At 71.3% G+C, this 16,139-nt stretch carries 16 protein-coding genes; 2 read left to right on the plus strand and 14 right to left on the minus strand.

Annotated features, from left to right (window positions below; all coding sequences use genetic code 11):
- Positions 1-13: 13 nt before the first annotated feature.
- The 11 genes from nuoK to J5Y05_RS20290 are packed head-to-tail and all read right to left on the minus strand — an operon-like array spanning position 14 to position 10,849.
- Positions 14-313, minus strand: a complete 300-nt coding sequence (gene nuoK, locus J5Y05_RS20240) for an NADH-quinone oxidoreductase subunit NuoK (RefSeq protein WP_006133113.1) — start codon at positions 311-313, stop codon at positions 14-16.
- Positions 310-1,149: an NADH-quinone oxidoreductase subunit J gene (locus J5Y05_RS20245; protein ID WP_210874428.1), complete on the minus strand. Its 840-nt coding sequence runs from the start codon at positions 1,147-1,149 to the stop codon at positions 310-312. The genes nuoK and J5Y05_RS20245 overlap by 4 nt, the downstream gene beginning before the upstream one ends.
- Positions 1,146-1,787, minus strand: coding sequence for an NADH-quinone oxidoreductase subunit NuoI (gene nuoI, locus J5Y05_RS20250; protein WP_210874429.1), 642 nt, complete (start codon positions 1,785-1,787; stop codon positions 1,146-1,148). Before nuoI ends, J5Y05_RS20245 begins: the two co-directional genes overlap by 4 nt.
- Positions 1,780-3,156, minus strand: a complete 1,377-nt coding sequence (gene nuoH, locus J5Y05_RS20255) for an NADH-quinone oxidoreductase subunit NuoH (protein WP_210874430.1) — start codon at positions 3,154-3,156, stop codon at positions 1,780-1,782. Before nuoH ends, nuoI begins: the two co-directional genes overlap by 8 nt.
- Positions 3,153-5,657 carry an NADH-quinone oxidoreductase subunit G gene (locus J5Y05_RS20260; RefSeq protein ID WP_210874431.1) on the minus strand — a complete coding sequence of 835 codons (2,505 nt, stop codon included), beginning with the start codon at positions 5,655-5,657 and terminating at the stop codon, positions 3,153-3,155. The genes nuoH and J5Y05_RS20260 overlap by 4 nt, the downstream gene beginning before the upstream one ends.
- Complete coding sequence (gene nuoF, locus J5Y05_RS20265) at positions 5,654-7,003, minus strand: NADH-quinone oxidoreductase subunit NuoF (RefSeq protein WP_210874432.1); 1,350 nt, start codon at positions 7,001-7,003, stop codon at positions 5,654-5,656. Before nuoF ends, J5Y05_RS20260 begins: the two co-directional genes overlap by 4 nt.
- The gene (gene nuoE / locus J5Y05_RS20270) at positions 7,000-7,869 is read right to left on the minus strand and encodes an NADH-quinone oxidoreductase subunit NuoE (protein WP_210874433.1); all 870 of its coding nucleotides are present in this window, start codon (positions 7,867-7,869) and stop codon (positions 7,000-7,002) included. The genes nuoF and nuoE overlap by 4 nt, the downstream gene beginning before the upstream one ends.
- On the minus strand, positions 7,866-9,191 hold the full coding sequence (locus J5Y05_RS20275; RefSeq protein ID WP_210874434.1) for an NADH-quinone oxidoreductase subunit D: 1,326 nt from the start codon (positions 9,189-9,191) through the stop codon (positions 7,866-7,868). Before J5Y05_RS20275 ends, nuoE begins: the two co-directional genes overlap by 4 nt.
- Positions 9,188-9,928, minus strand: coding sequence for an NADH-quinone oxidoreductase subunit C (locus tag J5Y05_RS20280; RefSeq protein WP_210874435.1), 741 nt, complete (start codon positions 9,926-9,928; stop codon positions 9,188-9,190). Before J5Y05_RS20280 ends, J5Y05_RS20275 begins: the two co-directional genes overlap by 4 nt.
- Positions 9,925-10,479: a NuoB/complex I 20 kDa subunit family protein gene (locus J5Y05_RS20285; RefSeq protein WP_210874436.1), complete on the minus strand. Its 555-nt coding sequence runs from the start codon at positions 10,477-10,479 to the stop codon at positions 9,925-9,927. Before J5Y05_RS20285 ends, J5Y05_RS20280 begins: the two co-directional genes overlap by 4 nt.
- Before the next feature lie 10 nt (positions 10,480-10,489).
- Positions 10,490-10,849 carry an NADH-quinone oxidoreductase subunit A gene (locus J5Y05_RS20290; RefSeq protein ID WP_030420561.1) on the minus strand — a complete coding sequence of 120 codons (360 nt, stop codon included), beginning with the start codon at positions 10,847-10,849 and terminating at the stop codon, positions 10,490-10,492.
- Between the two features lie 935 nt (positions 10,850-11,784).
- On the opposite strand from J5Y05_RS20290, the gene J5Y05_RS20295 reads away from it, so the two are divergent.
- Positions 11,785-12,627, plus strand: coding sequence for a C40 family peptidase (locus J5Y05_RS20295; protein ID WP_210874437.1), 843 nt, complete (start codon positions 11,785-11,787; stop codon positions 12,625-12,627).
- 97 nt (positions 12,628-12,724) lie between these two features.
- Here the strand turns inward: J5Y05_RS20295 and J5Y05_RS20300 are convergent, their stop codons facing one another.
- Positions 12,725-14,008, minus strand: a complete 1,284-nt coding sequence (locus tag J5Y05_RS20300) for a geranylgeranyl reductase family protein (protein ID WP_210874438.1) — start codon at positions 14,006-14,008, stop codon at positions 12,725-12,727.
- 98 nt (positions 14,009-14,106) lie between these two features.
- Between J5Y05_RS20300 and J5Y05_RS20305 the strand changes: the two genes are divergently transcribed.
- Complete coding sequence (locus tag J5Y05_RS20305; protein ID WP_210874439.1) at positions 14,107-14,613, plus strand: GNAT family N-acetyltransferase; 507 nt, start codon at positions 14,107-14,109, stop codon at positions 14,611-14,613.
- Positions 14,614-14,634: 21 nt separating this feature from the next.
- Here J5Y05_RS20305 and J5Y05_RS20310 read toward each other — a convergent pair whose 3' ends face one another.
- Together J5Y05_RS20310 and J5Y05_RS20315 are read right to left on the minus strand one after the other, a co-directional pair.
- Entirely contained in the window at positions 14,635-15,330 is a 696-nt protein-coding gene (locus J5Y05_RS20310) for a demethylmenaquinone methyltransferase (RefSeq protein ID WP_210874440.1), read from the minus strand.
- Between the two features lie 118 nt (positions 15,331-15,448).
- Positions 15,449-16,132 (minus strand): imidazolonepropionase-like domain-containing protein, encoded by a 684-nt coding sequence (locus J5Y05_RS20315; RefSeq protein WP_210874441.1) that lies wholly within the window; start codon positions 16,130-16,132, stop codon positions 15,449-15,451.
- Between the last annotated feature and the right edge of the window lie 7 nt (positions 16,133-16,139).

Raw genomic sequence — 16,139 nt, forward strand, 5'->3', positions numbered from 1 at the left:
TTCTACCGACCCCTCACAGCTTCATCAGGCTGGCGTCGTCGACCGAGGCCGAGTGGCGGGAACGGAACAGGGACACGATGATCGCGAGTCCCACCACGACCTCCGCGGCGGCGACCACCATCGTGAAGAAGGCGATGATCTGGCCGTCGAGGTTGCCGTGCAGCCGGGAGAAGGCGACGAAGGCGAGGTTGCAGGCGTTGAGCATCAGCTCCACGCACATGAAGACCACGATCGCGTTGCGCCGGATCAGTACACCGGTGGCGCCGATCGTGAACAACAGCGCCGCCAGATAGAGGTAGTTGACGGGGTTCACTTCGATGCCTCCTCGGACCCCTTGAAGGTGGCCGGGCCGATCGCCTTGCGCTCCAGGCGCTCCTCGGACCGCTGCTCCAGGGCCTTGAGATCGTTGAGCGCCTCCATCGACACGTCCCGGATCTGGCCGCGCTCGCGCAGCGTCTTGCTCACCGTCAGCTCGGACGGGGTGCCGTCGGGCAGCAGCCCGGCGATGTCGACCGCGTTGTGCCGGGCGTAGACGCCGGGGGCGGGCAGCGGCGGCAGGTACCTGCCCTCGCGCAGCCGCTGCTCGGACAGCTCGCGCTGGGTCCGGACCCGCTCGGTGCGCTCCCGGTGGGTGAGCACCATGGCGCCGACGGCGGCCGTGATGAGCAGCGCGCCGGTCAGCTCGAAGGCGAAGACGTACCGGGTGAAGACCAGGGCGGCGATGCCCTCGACGTTGCCGTTGGCGTTGGCCACGGCGAGCCCGTCGAACTGCGTGATCGAGGCGTTGCCGATACCGCCGACGAGCAGGACGCCGAAGCCCGTCCCGCAGAGCAGGGCCAGCCAGCGCTGGCCCCGGATGGTCTCCTTCAGGGAGTCCGCCGCGGTGACGCCGACCAGCATCACCACGAACAGGAAGAGCATCATGACGGCGCCGGTGTAGACGACGATCTGCACGATGCCGAGGAAGTAGGCGCCGTTGGCGAGGTAGAACACCGCCAGGATGATCATGGTCGCGGCGAGGCAGAGCGCGCTGTGCACCGCCCGTCGCATGAGGACGGTGCACAGGGCGCCGATCACCGCGACGGTGCCCAGGACCCAGAACTGGACGGCCTCTCCGGTGGAGGTCGTGTAGGCGGCGAGCGCGGTCATGGACGGATCACCTTCTCCGAGGCAGGTTCGTCCTCGCCGAAGGTGGACTCGCCCTCCTGCGGCACCTCGCCCTGGGTGTGGGCCACCTGCCGCTCGGTACCGGGCGCCGCCTCCGTCACCAGACCCCGGTAGTAGTCCTGTTCGTCGGTGCCCGGGTAGATGGCGTGCGGCGAGTCCACCATGCCGTCCTCCAGCCCGGCGAGCAGTTGCTCCTTGGTGTAGATGAGGTCGGCGCGGGTGGCGTCGGCCAGTTCGAACTCGTTGGTCATCGTCAGCGCCCGGGTCGGGCACGCCTCGATGCAGAGCCCGCACAGGATGCAGCGGGCGTAGTTGATCTGGTAGACGCGGCCGTAGCGCTCGCCCGGCGAGTAGCGTTCCTCGTCGGTGTTGTCGGCGCCCTCCACGTAGATCGCGTCGGCCGGGCAGGCCCACGCGCACAGTTCGCAGCCGATGCACTTCTCCAGGCCGTCCGGATGGCGGTTGAGCTGGTGCCGTCCGTGGAAACGCGGAGCGGTGGTCTTGCGCTGCTCCGGGTACTGCTCGGTGAGCCGCTTCTTGAACATGGCCTTGAAGGTCACGCCGAAGCCGGCCACGGGGTTCAGGAAACCGGGTGCGGTCTCCTTGGGTTCCTCAGCCATCGGACGCCTCCTTTCCATCCGTAGGTCCGCCCAGAGGTCCGTCGCTCCGGGCGTCGGGTCCGCCGCTGGCGATCAGTTCGCGCTCCCGGGCCGGCCGGCGCCGCGGTACGGGCGGCAACTGCTGGCCGGGCAGCGGCGGTACGGGGAACCCGCCGGCCATCGGGTCGAAGGCGGGCGGCTCCTCGGCGGGCGGCGCGGACCGTCCCGCCCGGTCGCGGTACAGGTCGACGACGAAGGAGACGAGCAGCAGGACCAGGACGCCGCCGGCGATGTAGAGGGCGATGTCCGCGAAGCCGTAGTTCTCGTTCTTCAGGGCGCGCACGGTGGCGACGAGCATCAGCCACACCAGCGCGACCGGGATGAGGACCTTCCAGCCGAGCTTCATGAGCTGGTCGTAGCGGACCCGGGGCAGGGTGCCGCGCAGCCAGATGAAGAAGAACAGCAGCAACTGCACCTTGAGGACGAACCAGAGCATCGGCCACCAGCCGTGGTTCGCGCCCTCCCAGAAGGTGCTGACCGGCCAAGGCGCCCGCCAGCCGCCCAGGAAGAGCGTCACCGCGACCGCCGAGACCGTCACCATGTTCACGTACTCGGCGAGCATGAACATCGCGAACTTGATCGACGAGTACTCGGTGTTGAAGCCGCCCACGAGGTCGCCCTCGGACTCCGGCATGTCGAAGGGGGCGCGGTTGGTCTCGCCGACCATCGTGATGATGTACAGCACGAAGGAGACCGGCAGCAGCAGCACGTACCACCGGTCGGTCTGCTGCGCGACGATCTCCGAGGTCGACATCGACCCGGAGTAGAGGAACACCGAGGCGAACGCGGCGCCCATGGCGATCTCGTACGAGATCATCTGCGCGCAGGAGCGCAAGCCGCCGAGCAGCGGGTAGGTGGAGCCGGAGCTCCAGCCGGCGAGGACGATGCCGTAGATGCCGATGGAGGCGACCGCCAGGATGTAGAGCATGGCGATCGGCAGGTCGGTGAGTTGCATCGCGGTGCGCTGACCGAAGATCGACACCTCGTTGCCGGGCGGCCCGAAGGGGATCACCGCGATCGCCATGAAGGCCGGTACGGCCGCGACGATCGGCGCGAGGACGTACACCACCTTGTCGGCGCGCTTGACGATGACGTCTTCCTTGAGCATCAGCTTCACGCCGTCGGCGAGCGACTGGAGCATGCCCCAGGGGCCGTTCCGGTTCGGGCCGATGCGGAGCTGCATCCAGGCGACGACCTTGCGCTCCCACACGATGGAGAAGAGCACGGTCACCATCAGGAAGGCGAAGCAGAAGACCGCCTTGACGGCCACCAGCCACCACGGGTCGGTGCCGAACATGGAGAGGTCTTCAGCGGCGAGGTACGGGCTCATGCCTCCACCTCCTTGGGGGCCGCTCCGGCGAGCGTGGCCGGGCCGATGCGGACGAGGGAACCGGGCAGCGCCCCGGCGTCGGAGGCGACGCCGGCGCCGGCCGAGTTCAGCGGGAGCCAGACCACCCGGTCGGGCATGTCGGTGACGGTGAGCGGGAGTTCGACGGTCCCGGCGGGTCCGGTGACGGCCAGCGGGTCGCCGTCCTTGACGCCCGCCTCGGCGGCCGTGGCGGACGACACCCGGGCACAGGCGGCGTGCCGGGTGCCGGCCAGCGCCTCGTCGCCCTGCTGGAGCAGGCCCAGGTCGAGCAGGAGCCGGTGCCCGGCGAGCACCGCCTCCCCGGCGGCCGGGCGCGGCAGCGCGCTCGCCGTGTGCCGGGACTCGGCGGCGCGCGGGCCGTCCCAGGGGCCGAGCCGGTCGATCTCCCCGCGCGTGGTGGCGAGGTCGGGCAGTCCGAGGTGGACGTCCATGGCGTCGGCCAGCATCTGGAGCACCCGGCCGTCGGTCGGCGCCAGGCGCCGGGTCATCTGCTCGGGCTTGAGCGCGGCCTCGAAGGAGCGGACCCGGCCCTCCCAGTTGAGGAAGGTGCCCGCCTTCTCGGCGACCGCCGCGACCGGCAGGACCACGTCGGCCCGGCCGGTGATCTCGCCGGGCCGCAGCTCCAGCGAGACCAGGAAGCCGACCTCGTCGAGCGCCTCGCGGGCACGCGCCGGATCGGGCAGGTCCGTGACCTCCACGCCCGCCACCAGCAGCGCCTGCAACTCGCCCGCGGCGGCGGCCTCGACGATCTGGCCGGTGTCGCGGCCGTGGCGGTGCGGCAGTTCGGCCAGGCCCCAGACCGCGGCGACCTCCTGCCGCGCCCGCGGGTCGGTGGCCGGGCGTCCGCCCGGCAGCAGCCCCGGCAGGGCGCCCGTCTCGACGGCGCCGCGCTCCCCGGCCCGGCGCGGGACCCACACCAGTCGGGCGCCGGTGGCCGCCGCGGTGCGCACGGCGGCGGTGAGCCCGCCGGCCACGCCGGCCAGCCGCTCGCCGACGACGATCACCGCGCCCTCGGTCCGCAGGTCCTCCGCGGCCCGGCTGCCGTCGTCCTCCAGGCCGACCCCGCCGGCCAGCGCGTCCAGCCACTCGGTCTCGGTGCCGGGCGCGGCGGGCAGCAGGGTGCCGCCGGCCTTGGTGAGGCCGCGGGTGGCGTGGGTGGCCAGGGCGTACACCTTCTGCCCGTGCCGGCGCCACGCCTTGCGCAGCCGCAGGAAGACGCCGGGCGCCTCCTCCTCCGCCTCGAAACCGACCAAAAGCACGGCCGGCGCCTTCTCCAGGGCGGCGTAGGTGACCCCGCCGCCGTCCAGGTCCCGGCCGTGTCCGGCGACGTGGGCGGCGAGGAAGTCGGCCTCCTCGGCGCTGTGCACGCGGGCCCGGAAGTCGATGTCGTTGGTGTCGAGGGCCACCCGCGCGAACTTGCTGTAGGCGTAGGCGTCCTCGACGGTGAGCCGCCCGCCGGCCAGGACACCGGTCCGGCCCCGGGAGGCGAGCAGGCCCTGCGCGGCGATCCGCAGCGCGTCCGGCCAGGAGGCGGGCTCCAGTTCGCCCTCGGCGTTGCGCACCAGCGGCGTGGTGAGCCGGTCGCGCTGCTGCGCGTACCGGAAGCCGAAGCGGCCCTTGTCGCAGATCCACTCCTCGTTGACCTCGGGGTCGTGGGCGGCGAGCCGCCGCATGACCCGGCCGCGCCGGTGGTCGGTGCGGGTGGCGCAGCCGCCCGAGCAGTGCTCGCACACGGACGGCGAGGAGATCAGGTCGAAGGGGCGGGAGCGGAACCGGTAGGCGGCGGAGGTGAGCGCGCCGACCGGGCAGATCTGGATGGTGTTGCCGGAGAAGTACGACTCGAACGGGTCGCCCTCGCCGGTGCCGACCTGCTGGAGCGCGCCGCGTTCCAGCAGCTCGATCATCGGGTCGCCGGCGACCTGGTTGGAGAACCGGGTGCAGCGGGCGCACAGCACGCACCGCTCGCGGTCGAGCAGCACCTGCGTGGAGATCGGCACGGGCTTGGCGAAGGTCCGCTTGCGGCCGTCGAAGCGGGAGTCGGACTGGCCGTGCGACATGGCCTGGTTCTGCAGCGGGCACTCGCCGCCCTTGTCGCAGACCGGGCAGTCCAGCGGGTGGTTGATGAGCAGCAGCTCCATCACACCCTTCTGGGCCTTCTCCGCGACCGGTGAGGTGAGCTGCGTCCTCACCACCATCCCGTCGGTGCAGGTGATGGTGCAGGAGGCCATCGGCTTGCGCTGGCCCTCCACCTCGACGATGCACTGGCGGCAGGCGCCGACCGGGTCGAGGAGGGGGTGGTCGCAAAAGCGCGGGATCTCGATGCCGAGCCGCTCGGCGGCCCGGATCACGAGGGTGCCCTTGGGCACGCTGATCTCGATGCCGTCGATGGTCAGCGTGACCAGGTCCTCCGGCGGGAGGGCCGCCTGCCCCCCACCGGAGGCAGTATTGGTGGTCACGGTCATGCGTGCACCTCCGTACGGTCGGCCCAGGCCGTCGACCTGGCGGGGTCGAAGGGGCAGCCCCGGCCGGTGATGTGCTGCTCGTACTCCTCGCGGAAGTACTTCAGCGAGGAGAAGATCGGCGCGGCGGCGCCGTCGCCGAGGGCGCAGAACGCCTTGCCGTTGATGTTGTCGGCGATGTCGTACAGCTTGTCGAGGTCGCTCATGCGGCCCTTGCCGGCCTCCAGGTCCCGCATGAGCTGCACCAGCCAGTACGTGCCCTCGCGGCAGGGCGTGCACTTGCCGCAGGACTCGTGGGCGTAGAACTCGGTCCAGCGGGTGACGGCCCGCACCACGCAGGTCGTCTCGTCGAAGCACTGGAGCGCCTTGGTGCCGAGCATGGAGCCGGCGGCGCCGACGCCCTCGTAGTCGAGGGGGACGTCGAGGTGCTCGTCGGTGAACATCGGCGTCGAGGAACCGCCCGGCGTCCAGAACTTCAGCCGGTGGCCGGGGCGCATCCCGCCGCTCATGTCGAGGAGCTGGCGCAGGGTGACGCCGAGCGGCGCCTCGTACTGGCCGGGGCGGGCGACGTGGCCGCTGAGCGAGTAGAGCGTGAAGCCCGGGGACTTCTCGCTGCCCATCGAGCGGAACCAGTCCTTGCCCCGGTGGAGGATCGAGGGAACCGACGCGATGGACTCGACGTTGTTCACCACGGTGGGGCAGGCGTACAGACCGGCGACGGCGGGGAAGGGGGGACGCAGCCGGGGCTGGCCGCGGCGCCCTTCGAGGGAGTCGAGCAGCGCCGTCTCCTCACCGCAGATGTACGCGCCCGCGCCCGCGTGCACCGTGAGGTCGAGGTCGAGTCCGCTGCCGAGGATGTCCTCGCCGAGGTAGCCGGCCGCGTACGCCTCGCGCACGGCCTCGTGCAGCCGGCGCAGCACGGGGACGACCTCGCCGCGCAGGTAGACGAAGGCGTGCGAGGAGCGGATGGCGTGGCAGGCGATGACGATGCCCTCGATGAGGGCGTGCGGGTTGGCGAACAGGAGCGGGATGTCCTTGCAGGTGCCCGGCTCCGACTCGTCCGCGTTGACCACGAGGTAGTGGGGCTTGCCGTCGCCCTGCGGGATGAACTGCCACTTCATCCCGGTGGGGAAGCCGGCGCCGCCGCGTCCGCGCAGACCGGAGTCCTTGACGTACGCGATCAGGTCGTCGGGGTCCATCGCCAGGGCCTTGCGCAGCCCCTCGTACCCCTCGTGCCGGCGGTAGACGTCGAGCGTCCAGGACTCGTCCTGGTCCCAGAAGGCCGACAGCACCGGTGCGAGCAGCTTCTCCGGGCTGGTGTCCTTGATCTCCGCTGCCAAGGTCATCACTCCCCCTCCTCGGCGGTGGGCCCGGCCGGGTGGGCCGGGTCGGACGCCGACGTCTCCTGCGGCGCGTCGTGCGAGCCGAGGTGTTCCGCCGGCGACGGGTCGTGCACGGCGCCCTTCGGCGGCTCGGCGGGTCCGCCGTCGCGGGGGCTCACCACGCGCGCGGCGGGCGCCTCGCCCTTGGCCAGCTTCAGTCCGGCGAGGGAGGCGGGGCCCGCGCTGCCGCCGCCGGCGACGGCGCCGTCCCGCTCGTCGGGGAAGCCGGCCAGGATGCGGGAGGTCTCCTTGAAGGTGCACAGGGGTGCGCCCCGGGTCGGCGTGACCTCGCGGCCGGCCCGCAGGTCGTCGACGACGCGCCGGATGCTCTCCGGCGTCTGGTTGTCGAAGAACTCCCAGTTGATCATCACGACCGGCGCGTAGTCGCAGGCCGCGTTGCACTCGATGTGCTCCAGCGTGATCGTGCCGTCCTCGGTGGTCTCGCCGTTGCCGACGCCCAGGTGTTCCTGGAGGGACTCGAAGAGGGCGTCGCCGCCCATGACCGCACACAGGGTGTTGGTGCAGACGCCGACTTGGTAGTCGCCGCCGGCCCGGCGCCGGTACATGGAGTAGAAGGTGGCGACGGCGGTGACCTCCGCCGTGGTCAGGCCGAGCACCTCGGCGCAGAACCGCATGCCGGCGCGGGTGACGTGGCCCTCCTCGGACTGCACGAGGTGCAGCAGCGGCAGGAGGGCGGACCGGGAGTCGGGGTAGCGGGCGACGACCTCGCGCGCGTCGGCCTCCAGCCGGGCGCGGACGTCGTCCGGGTAGGCGGGCGCGGGCGGTTGGGGCATGCCCAGGCTGACGCCCCGCTCCGAGGGTGAGGTGGTCACCGGTCGACGCCTCCCATCACGGGGTCGAGGGACGCCACGGCGACGATGACGTCGGCGACCTGGCCGCCCTCGCACATCGCCGCCATGGACTGAAGGTTGGTGAAGGACGGGTCGCGGAAGTGGACCCGGAAGGGGCGGGTGCCGCCGTCGGAGACGACGTGCACGCCGAGTTCGCCCTTGGGTGACTCGACGGCCGCGTACGTCTGTCCCGGCGGGACGCGGAAGCCCTCGGTGACCAGCTTGAAGTGGTGGATCAGGGCCTCCATGGAGGTGCCCATGATCTTCTTGATGTGGTCGAGGGAGTTGCCCAGTCCGTCCGGTCCCAGGGCGAGCTGGGCGGGCCAGGCGATCTTCTTGTCGGCGACCATGACCGGTCCGGGCGCCAGCCGGTCCAGGCACTGCTCGACGATCCGCAGCGACTGGCGCATCTCCTCCAGCCGGATCAGGAAACGGCCGTAGGAGTCACAGGTGTCGGCGGTCGGCACGTCGAAGTCGTAGGTCTCGTAACCGCAGTACGGCTGCGCCTTGCGCAGGTCGTGCGGCAGGCCGGTGGAGCGCAGGACCGGGCCGGTGGCGCCGAGGGCCATGCAGCCGGCCAGGTCGAGATAACCGACGTCCTGCATACGGGCCTTGAAGATCGGGTTCCCGGTGGCGAGCTTGTCGTACTCGGGGAGGTTCTTCTTCATCTTCTTCACGAAGGCGCGGATCTGGTCCACGGCGCCCGGCGGCAGGTCCTGGGCGAGCCCGCCGGGGCGGACGTACGCGTGGTTCATCCGCAGGCCGGTGATCAGCTCGAAGATGTCGAGGACCAGCTCGCGGTCGCGGAAGCCGTAGATCATGATCGTGGTGGCGCCCAGCTCCATGCCGCCGGTGGCGATGCACACCAGGTGGGAGGAGAGCCGGTTCAGCTCCATGAGGAGGACCCGGATGACGGAGGCGCGGTCCGGGACGTCGTCCTCGATGCCGAGCAGCCGCTCGACGCCCAGGCAGTACGCCGTCTCGTTGAAGAACGGCGTCAGGTAGTCCATGCGCGTCACGAACGTGGTGCCCTGGGTCCAGGTCCGGTATTCGAGATTCTTCTCGATGCCGGTGTGGAGGTAACCGATGCCGCAGCGGGCCTCGGTGACGGTCTCGCCGTCGATCTCCAGGATCAGGCGGAGCACCCCGTGGGTGGAGGGGTGCTGGGGGCCCATGTTGACGACGATGCGCTCGTCGTCGGTACGGGCCGCGGTCTGCACGACCTCGTCCCAGTCACCGCCGGTGACGGTGTAGACGGGGCCTTCGGTGGTCTCGCGTGCCGACGCGGACGGGGTGGTGCTCACGAGTACGACCTCCGCTGGTCCGGAGCCGGGATCTGGGCGCCCTTGTACTCGACGGGGATGCCGCCGAGGGGGTAGTCCTTGCGCTGCGGGTGGCCCTGCCAGTCGTCCGGCATCATGATCCGGGTCAGGGCCGGGTGACCGTCGAAGACGATGCCGAAGAAGTCGTAGGTCTCCCGCTCGTGCCAGTCGTTGGTCGGGTACACCTCGAACAGCGACGGGATGCGGGGGTCGGCGTCGGGGGCGCTGACCTCCAGCCGGATCACCCGGTTGTGGGTGATCGAGCGCAGGTGGTAGACGGCGTGCAGTTCGCGGCCGGTGTCGTTCGGGTAGTGGACGCCGCTGACGCCGGTGCACAGTTCGAAGCGGAGGGCCGGGTCGTCGCGCAGGGTGCGGGCGACGCGGACCAGGTGCTCGCGCTCGATGTGGAAGGTCAGTTCGTCGCGGTCGACGACCGTCTTCTCGATCGCGTTCTCCGGGAGCAGGCCCTGTTCCTCCAGGGCGCCCTCCAACTCGTCGGCGACCTCGTCGAACCAGCCGCCGTAGGGCCTGCTCGCCGGTCCCGGCAGGCGGACCGAGCGGACCAGCCCGCCGTACCCGGAGGTGTCGCCGCCGTTGTTGGCGCCGAACATGCCGCGCTGGACGCGGATCTCCTCGCCGCCCTCGCCGCGCCGGCCGGGGAGGTTCCCGGCGGAGAGGTCCTTCTCGGGGTTGACCCCGTTGCCGTTCGCCTCGCTCATCGCAGCAGCCCCTTCATCTCGATGGTGGGCAGTGCCTTGAGCGCCGCCTCCTCCGCCTCGCGGGCCGCCTCCTCGGCGTTGACGCCGAGCTTGGTGTTCTGGATCTTCTGGTGGAGCTTGAGGATGGCGTCCATCAGCATCTCGGGGCGGGGCGGGCAGCCGGGGAGGTAGATGTCGACGGGGACGATGTGGTCGACGCCCTGGACGATCGCGTAGTTGTTGAACATGCCGCCCGAGGAGGCGCAGACCCCCATGGAGATCACCCACTTCGGGTTCGGCATCTGGTCGTAGACCTGCCGCAGCACCGGCGCCATCTTCTGGCTGACCCGGCCCGCGACGATCATCAGGTCGGCCTGGCGCGGTGAGCCGCGGAAGACCTCCATGCCGAAGCGCGCCAGGTCGTAACGGCCGGCGCCGGTGGTCATCATCTCGATGGCGCAGCAGGCGAGGCCGAAGGTGGCGGGGAAGACGGACGACTTGCGCACCCAGCCCGCGGCCTGCTCGACGGTGGTAAGGAGGAATCCGCTCGGAAGCTTTTCTTCGAGTCCCATGACTAGCCCCTCAGTCCCATTCCAGGCCGCCGCGCCGCCATACGTACGCGTACGCGACGAAGACGGTGAGCACGAAGAGCAGCATCTCCACGAGCCCGAAGATCCCCAGGGCGTCGAAGGTGACGGCCCAGGGATAGAGGAAGACGATCTCGATGTCGAAGACGATGAAGAGCATCGCCGTCAGGTAGTACTTGATGGGGAAGCGCCCACCGCCGGCGGGCGTGGGGGTCGGCTCGATGCCGCACTCGTAGGCCTCTAGCCGGGCCCGGTTGTACCGCTTCGGACCGATCAGCGTGGCCATGACCACGGAGAAGATCGCAAAGCCTGCCCCGAGGGCTCCCAGTACGAGGATGGGCGCATACGCGTTCACCGCTCCTCGCTCCTCTCAGTCGGCACTGACTGCTGGCGGTCCCCCCGGGCCGGGCGGTGCCGCCCCGGAGGAGTGTTGCCTGGGCTCACAGCCGCCTCGGCAGCCCCCGAACTCCGCCTGCTGCGACGAAGATCGAGAACATGTGAAGCAGGTCACAAGCCCAACTGCCTCGCATCCTATGCCCGCCGCTCTGTGATCTGCGACACGGGGTATCGCTCCGGCTTTGTGATCTTTACCACCTGACGAAGGATCATGAAGCCGGAGGAGCGGTGATCTTCGCACAGGAAGCGTTCAGCCGATCACCATAGGTGACATATTCGATCGACTTCGCTGGTCAGAGACGTGCGCGAAGGCGCGTCTCCATATCAAGATGCTTCCTGTGCATGCAAATTCGCCCTGGACCGGATCTCTTGATAGAGGCGCGTTCACACCCGCGAGGGAGATGCGGGACGCGATGTGAACGCGTGCACGCGATCACGAGCGGAGCGCGGGCCGAGCGGGGCGGGCGCGACGGGCGCGTGAGCGACCCCGGCGAGGGAGTGACGGAAGGGGCCAGGGAAGGCCGGGAGAGGGAGTGACGGAAGGGGGACATGTACACCGGACGGACAGAAGGGGCGTACGCGGCAGTTGGGGCGTACGGGACGTTCGCGCGACGGACGCGACCGGCGGAGTGACCGTTCCGTGACCTCCACCACACCCTGACGAGGCGTCCGGAAACCGGGCTTGGCCAATTGCCTCAACCAGTGGTAAGCGCGGGGCAATCCGGGCGAAACGATCAAACACCGTGATCACAGGCCGGTTACGGCCCGCCCGCAATGTCCGTTACGGCGTCAATAAAGGGCGACACGCCCGGGATTTGGGGGCTGCGTTGAACAACTGTGGCGCAGCACACGTTCCTTGTAGGTATGGAGGAGCTCCTGATACCGGTTGTACCCATGTCCCACACCGCTCACATACGCAGCCACCGGAAGCCCCGGCGAACCGCGCCGACGACCCTCGCGATGCGGGCCGGAGTTGCCGGTGGCGTCCTCAGCACCCTGGCAGTGACCGGCGCGTCGTCCGCTTCGGCCAGCGCGGCCGAACCCGTGACGCAGACGCTCGAACTGCCCACCCTGACGGCCGGCCTGGCCGCTCAGGTCGCCCAGTCGGCCGACGCCACCCAGCAGGCCGCCGCCCACTACGAACTGCGCGCCGAACGCGACGCCGCCGCCACCAAGGCGGCCAAGACCGCCAAGGCCGACCTCGTCATCGCCAAGAAGAAGGCGGCCGAGGCCAAGAAGAAGGCCGACGAGGCCGCCCGCAAGGCCGCCGCCGAGCGCGCCTCGCGCACCGCCGAACGCGCCACCCTGACCGCCCCGTCGGCCGCCGGCACCGGCACCGCCGTCAGCGCGAGCAGCAGCAGCGTCAGCACGTCCACGGCCACCGGCTCCGCCGCCGCGGTCGTCGCCTTCGTCAAGGCCCAGGTCGGCGACGCCTACGTCCTCGGCAGCACGGGCCCCAACTCCTGGGACTGCTCGGGTCTCGTGCAGGCCGCCTTCAAGCAGGTCGGCGTCGACCTGCCGCGCGTCTCCCAGGCCCAGTCCACGGCCGGCACGCAGGTCTCGCTCAGCAACCTGCAGCCCGGCGACATCCTCTACTGGGGCGGCGCGGGCAGCGCCTACCACGTGGGCGTCTACGTCGGCGACGGCATGTTCGTCGGCGCGCAGAACCCGTCCACCGGCGTCGTCCTCAAGCCGCTCTCCTACGACCCGCCGAGCGGCGCGGTGCGCGTGCTCTGAGGCACCCGCGCCACCGGAAAGGGCCGCAGCCGCTCGGGGGCTGCGGCCCTTCGGCGTGCGCGCACGCGGGGCGCGGAGCACGCGGGGCGCGGGCCGGTCAGGCGCTCGGCGCCACCTTGCTCAGGCCGTTGATGATGCGGTCCATCGCGTCGCCGCCGGTCGGGTCGGTGAGGTTGGCGAGCATCTTCAGGGTGAACTTCATCAGCAGCGGGTGGGTGAGCCCGCGCTGCGTGGCGAGCTGCATGACCTTCGGGTTGCCGATGAGCTTCACGAAGGCGCGGCCCAGCGTGTAGTAGCCGCCGTAGGTGTCCTTCAGCACGCGCGGGTAGCGCTGGAGGGCCATCTCCCGCTGCGCGGGGGTCGTCCGCGCCTGCGCCTGGGCGATGATCTCGGCGGCGAGCTGACCGGACTCCATGGCGTAGGCGATGCCCTCGCCGTTGAACGGGTTGACCAGTCCGCCCGCGTCACCGACCAGCAGCAGCCCGCGCGTGTAGTGGGGCTGCCGGTTGAAGGCCATGGGCAGGGCGGCGCCGCGGATCGGCCCGGTCATGTTCTCGGGGGTGTAGCCCCACTCCGCGGGGGTGGACGCGCACCACGCCTTCAGGATCTCGCGCCAGTCCAGCTCCTTGAAGGACGCGGAGGTGTTGAGCACGCCCAGGCCGACGTTGCTCGTACCGTCGCCCATGCCGAAGATCCAGCCGTAGCCGGGCAGCAGGCGGTCCTGGGGGCCGCGCCGGTCCCACAGCTCCAGCCAGGACTCCAGGTAGTCGTCGTCGTGGCGCGGGCTGGTGAAGTACGTGCGCACGGCGACGCCCATCGGGCGGTCCTCGCGGCGGTGCAGGCCCATCGCCAGGGAGAGCCGCGTGGAGTTGCCGTCGGCGGCCACGACCAGCGGCGCGCGGAAGGTGACCTCGCGCTTGTCCTCGCCCAGCTTGGCGGTGACCCCGGTGATGCGGCCGGTGCGGTCGTCGAGGACCGGGGCGCCGACGTTGCAGCGCTCGTACAGGCGGGCGCCCGCCTTCTGGGCCTGCCGGGCGAGCTGTTCGTCGAAGTCGTCGCGCCTGCGCACGAGTCCGTAGTCCGGGTAGGAGGCCAGATCCGGCCAGTCGAGCTGGAGCCGGGTGCCGCCGCCGATGATGCGCAGGCCCTTGTTGCGCAGCCAGCCGGCCTCCTCGGAGATGTCGATGCCCATGGCGACGAGCTGTTTGACCGCGCGCGGTGTCAGACCGTCGCCGCAGACCTTCTCCCGGGGGAACGCGGTCTTCTCCAGCAGCAGGACATCGAGGCCGGCCCTGGCCAGGTGGTACGCGGTGGCGGAGCCGGCCGGCCCCGCGCCCACGACGATCACATCGGCGGTGTTGTCGGAGAGGGGCTCGGTCACGGCGGGATCTCCCCAAGGTTCGGATTCTGCGTGCCGACAGGCACGGGACAGGGGCAGTCTATTCAGCGTCACCGATCACCAGGCTGAAGGGCTGCCCCGTGAACCGAACCGTTCCCGCCGTACGGCTCCGCGTCCCCACCGACGAGGACGCCGTCGCCTGGCACCGCGTCTTCGACGATCCGGACGTCATGGAGTTCCAGGGCGGGAGCCCCGCGGAACTCTCCGTCTACGAGGAACTGACCGCCCGTCAGCGCCGCCACGACGCCGAACGCGGCTTCTGCCTCTGGTCGATGGTGGACGACGCGGACCGGGTCATCGGCTTCACCGGCGCCCAGCCGTGGCCGCACGCGTGGGGTCCGCGCGGCGAGATCGAGATCGGCTGGCGGCTCGGACGCGCCCACTGGGGCCGGGGATACGTCACCGCCGCCGCCCGGCAGACCCTGGAGCGGCTGCGCGCGGCGGGCGTGCCCGTGGTGGTGGCGATGGTCGACGCGGACAACGCCCGCTCCATCGCCGTCACCGAACGGCTCGGCATGCGCCTGACGGAGGTCTTCACGACCCCCACGTCCCGCCGCCGGGGGAACTGCTACCGGCTGGAGCTGTGAGGGGCCCGGCCGCCGCCCGGCTCAGCTCTGCTTGAAACCCCGGTGCAGCGCGACGATGCCGCCGCTCAGGTTCCGCCAGGCCACCTTGGACCAGCCGGCCTTCACCAGCCGCCCGGCCAGCTCCGGCTGGTCGGGCCACTCCCGGATGGACTCGGCGAGGTAGACGTACGCCTCCGGGTTGGAGCAGACGGTGCGGGCCAGCGGCGGCAGGGCGCGCATCAGGTACTCGGTGTACACCGTGCGCAGCGGCGCCCAGGTCGGGTGCGAGAACTCGCAGATGACGACCCGGCCGCCGGGCCGCGTCACCCGGTACAGCTCGCGCAGCGCCGCGTCGGTGTCCTGCACGTTGCGCAGCCCGAAGGAGATGGTGACCGCGTCGAAGACGTCGTCCCGGAAGGGCAGCCGCGTGGCGTCGCCGGCCGTCAGCGGCAGCCAGGGGTGGCGTCGCTTGCCGACCTGGAGCATGCCGAGCGAGAAATCGCACGGGACGACGTACGCGCCGGTGCGGGCGAAGGGCAGCGAGGAGGTGGCGGTGCCGGCGGCGAGGTCGAGGACCTTCTGCGCGGGCCGCGCGTCGACGGCTCTGGCGACCTCCTTGCGCCACGCCCGGTCCTGGCCGAGCGAGAGCACGTCGTTGGTCAGGTCGTACCGTTCCGCGACGTGGTCGAACATCGAGGCGACTTCGTGCGGCTGCTTGTTCAGGGAAGCGCGGGTCACGCCCCCATTGTGGCAGGCCGGTCCGCCACCGCGGCGGGCGGCGGGGGGGTGTCGCGGCGGGCTGCCGGGGCGGGGTCACTGGGGCGGGGTCACCGGGGCGGGGTCGCCGGGGCGGGCGTCAGCGGTCGCGGTGGAGGAGGCGCCCGGCGAGCACCGTGGCCACGCAGGTGGCGGCGCCGCGGACGGTGAGCGCGGCCTCGTCGGGCACGTCGAACACCGCGAACGTGGCGTCCGCGCCGGTACCGGGCGCCGGGAGCGGCCGGTGGACCACCTCGGCCGGGTCCCGGCCGGCCAGCACGTCGAAGCCGACGAAACCATCGGGGCGACCGGGGCTGCCGGGGCCGTCAGGTCCGTCCGGCCGGCCCGGCCGGTCGACGACGGTCAGCCCGGCGCGCTGCACCGCGTCCAGGACGGCGGGCCGGCGCGGCCGTCCGGCCACCGCCACGACCCCGTGCGCCAGCAGCAGCCGCACCCCGCGCCGGGCACCGGCGCCCCAGCGGGTCTCCGTCATCGGCAGCGCGGCGAGCCGCTCCCCCGTCAGCGGCTCGGTGCCCAGCTCGTCCGCCTCGCGCGGGTCCGGGTGGTAGGCGCCCTCCAGCACCAGGGGCCCGTACGGGTGGAGCAGCCCCGGCATGAGCACGCCGGGCCAGCGCCGGGCGCGTGCGGCCGGGTGGGCGGCGGCCAGCTCCTCGTAGGGGCCGGTGGCGGCGAGCGTACGGCCGTCGACGAGCACGGCGCCGCCGGGCAGCGAGGGGCGCCGGTCCCCGGTGAGGAGGAGGTCCGCGGCGTGGATCGTCAGCACGGTCGGG

The sequence above is a fragment of the Streptomyces tagetis genome (genome assembly GCF_018069565.1).
Taxonomy (GTDB): domain Bacteria; phylum Actinomycetota; class Actinomycetes; order Streptomycetales; family Streptomycetaceae; genus Streptomyces; species Streptomyces tagetis.

Bases quoted from the DNA above. Each gene is read 5' to 3' on its own strand.
- J5Y05_RS20280 (WP_210874435.1), bottom strand. From the start codon at position 9,928: ATGAGCGAGGCGAACGGCAACGGGGTCAACCCCGAGAAGGACCTCTCC.
- J5Y05_RS20295 (WP_210874437.1), top strand. From the start codon at position 11,785: ATGTCCCACACCGCTCACATACGCAGCCACCGGAAGCCCCGGCGAACC.
- nuoH (WP_210874430.1), bottom strand. From the start codon at position 3,156: ATGAGCCCGTACCTCGCCGCTGAAGACCTCTCCATGTTCGGCACCGAC.
- J5Y05_RS20260 (WP_210874431.1), bottom strand. From the start codon at position 5,657: ATGACCGTGACCACCAATACTGCCTCCGGTGGGGGGCAGGCGGCCCTC.
- nuoI (WP_210874429.1), bottom strand. From the start codon at position 1,787: ATGGCTGAGGAACCCAAGGAGACCGCACCCGGTTTCCTGAACCCCGTG.
- J5Y05_RS20245 (WP_210874428.1), bottom strand. From the start codon at position 1,149: ATGACCGCGCTCGCCGCCTACACGACCTCCACCGGAGAGGCCGTCCAG.
- J5Y05_RS20285 (WP_210874436.1), bottom strand. From the start codon at position 10,479: ATGGGACTCGAAGAAAAGCTTCCGAGCGGATTCCTCCTTACCACCGTC.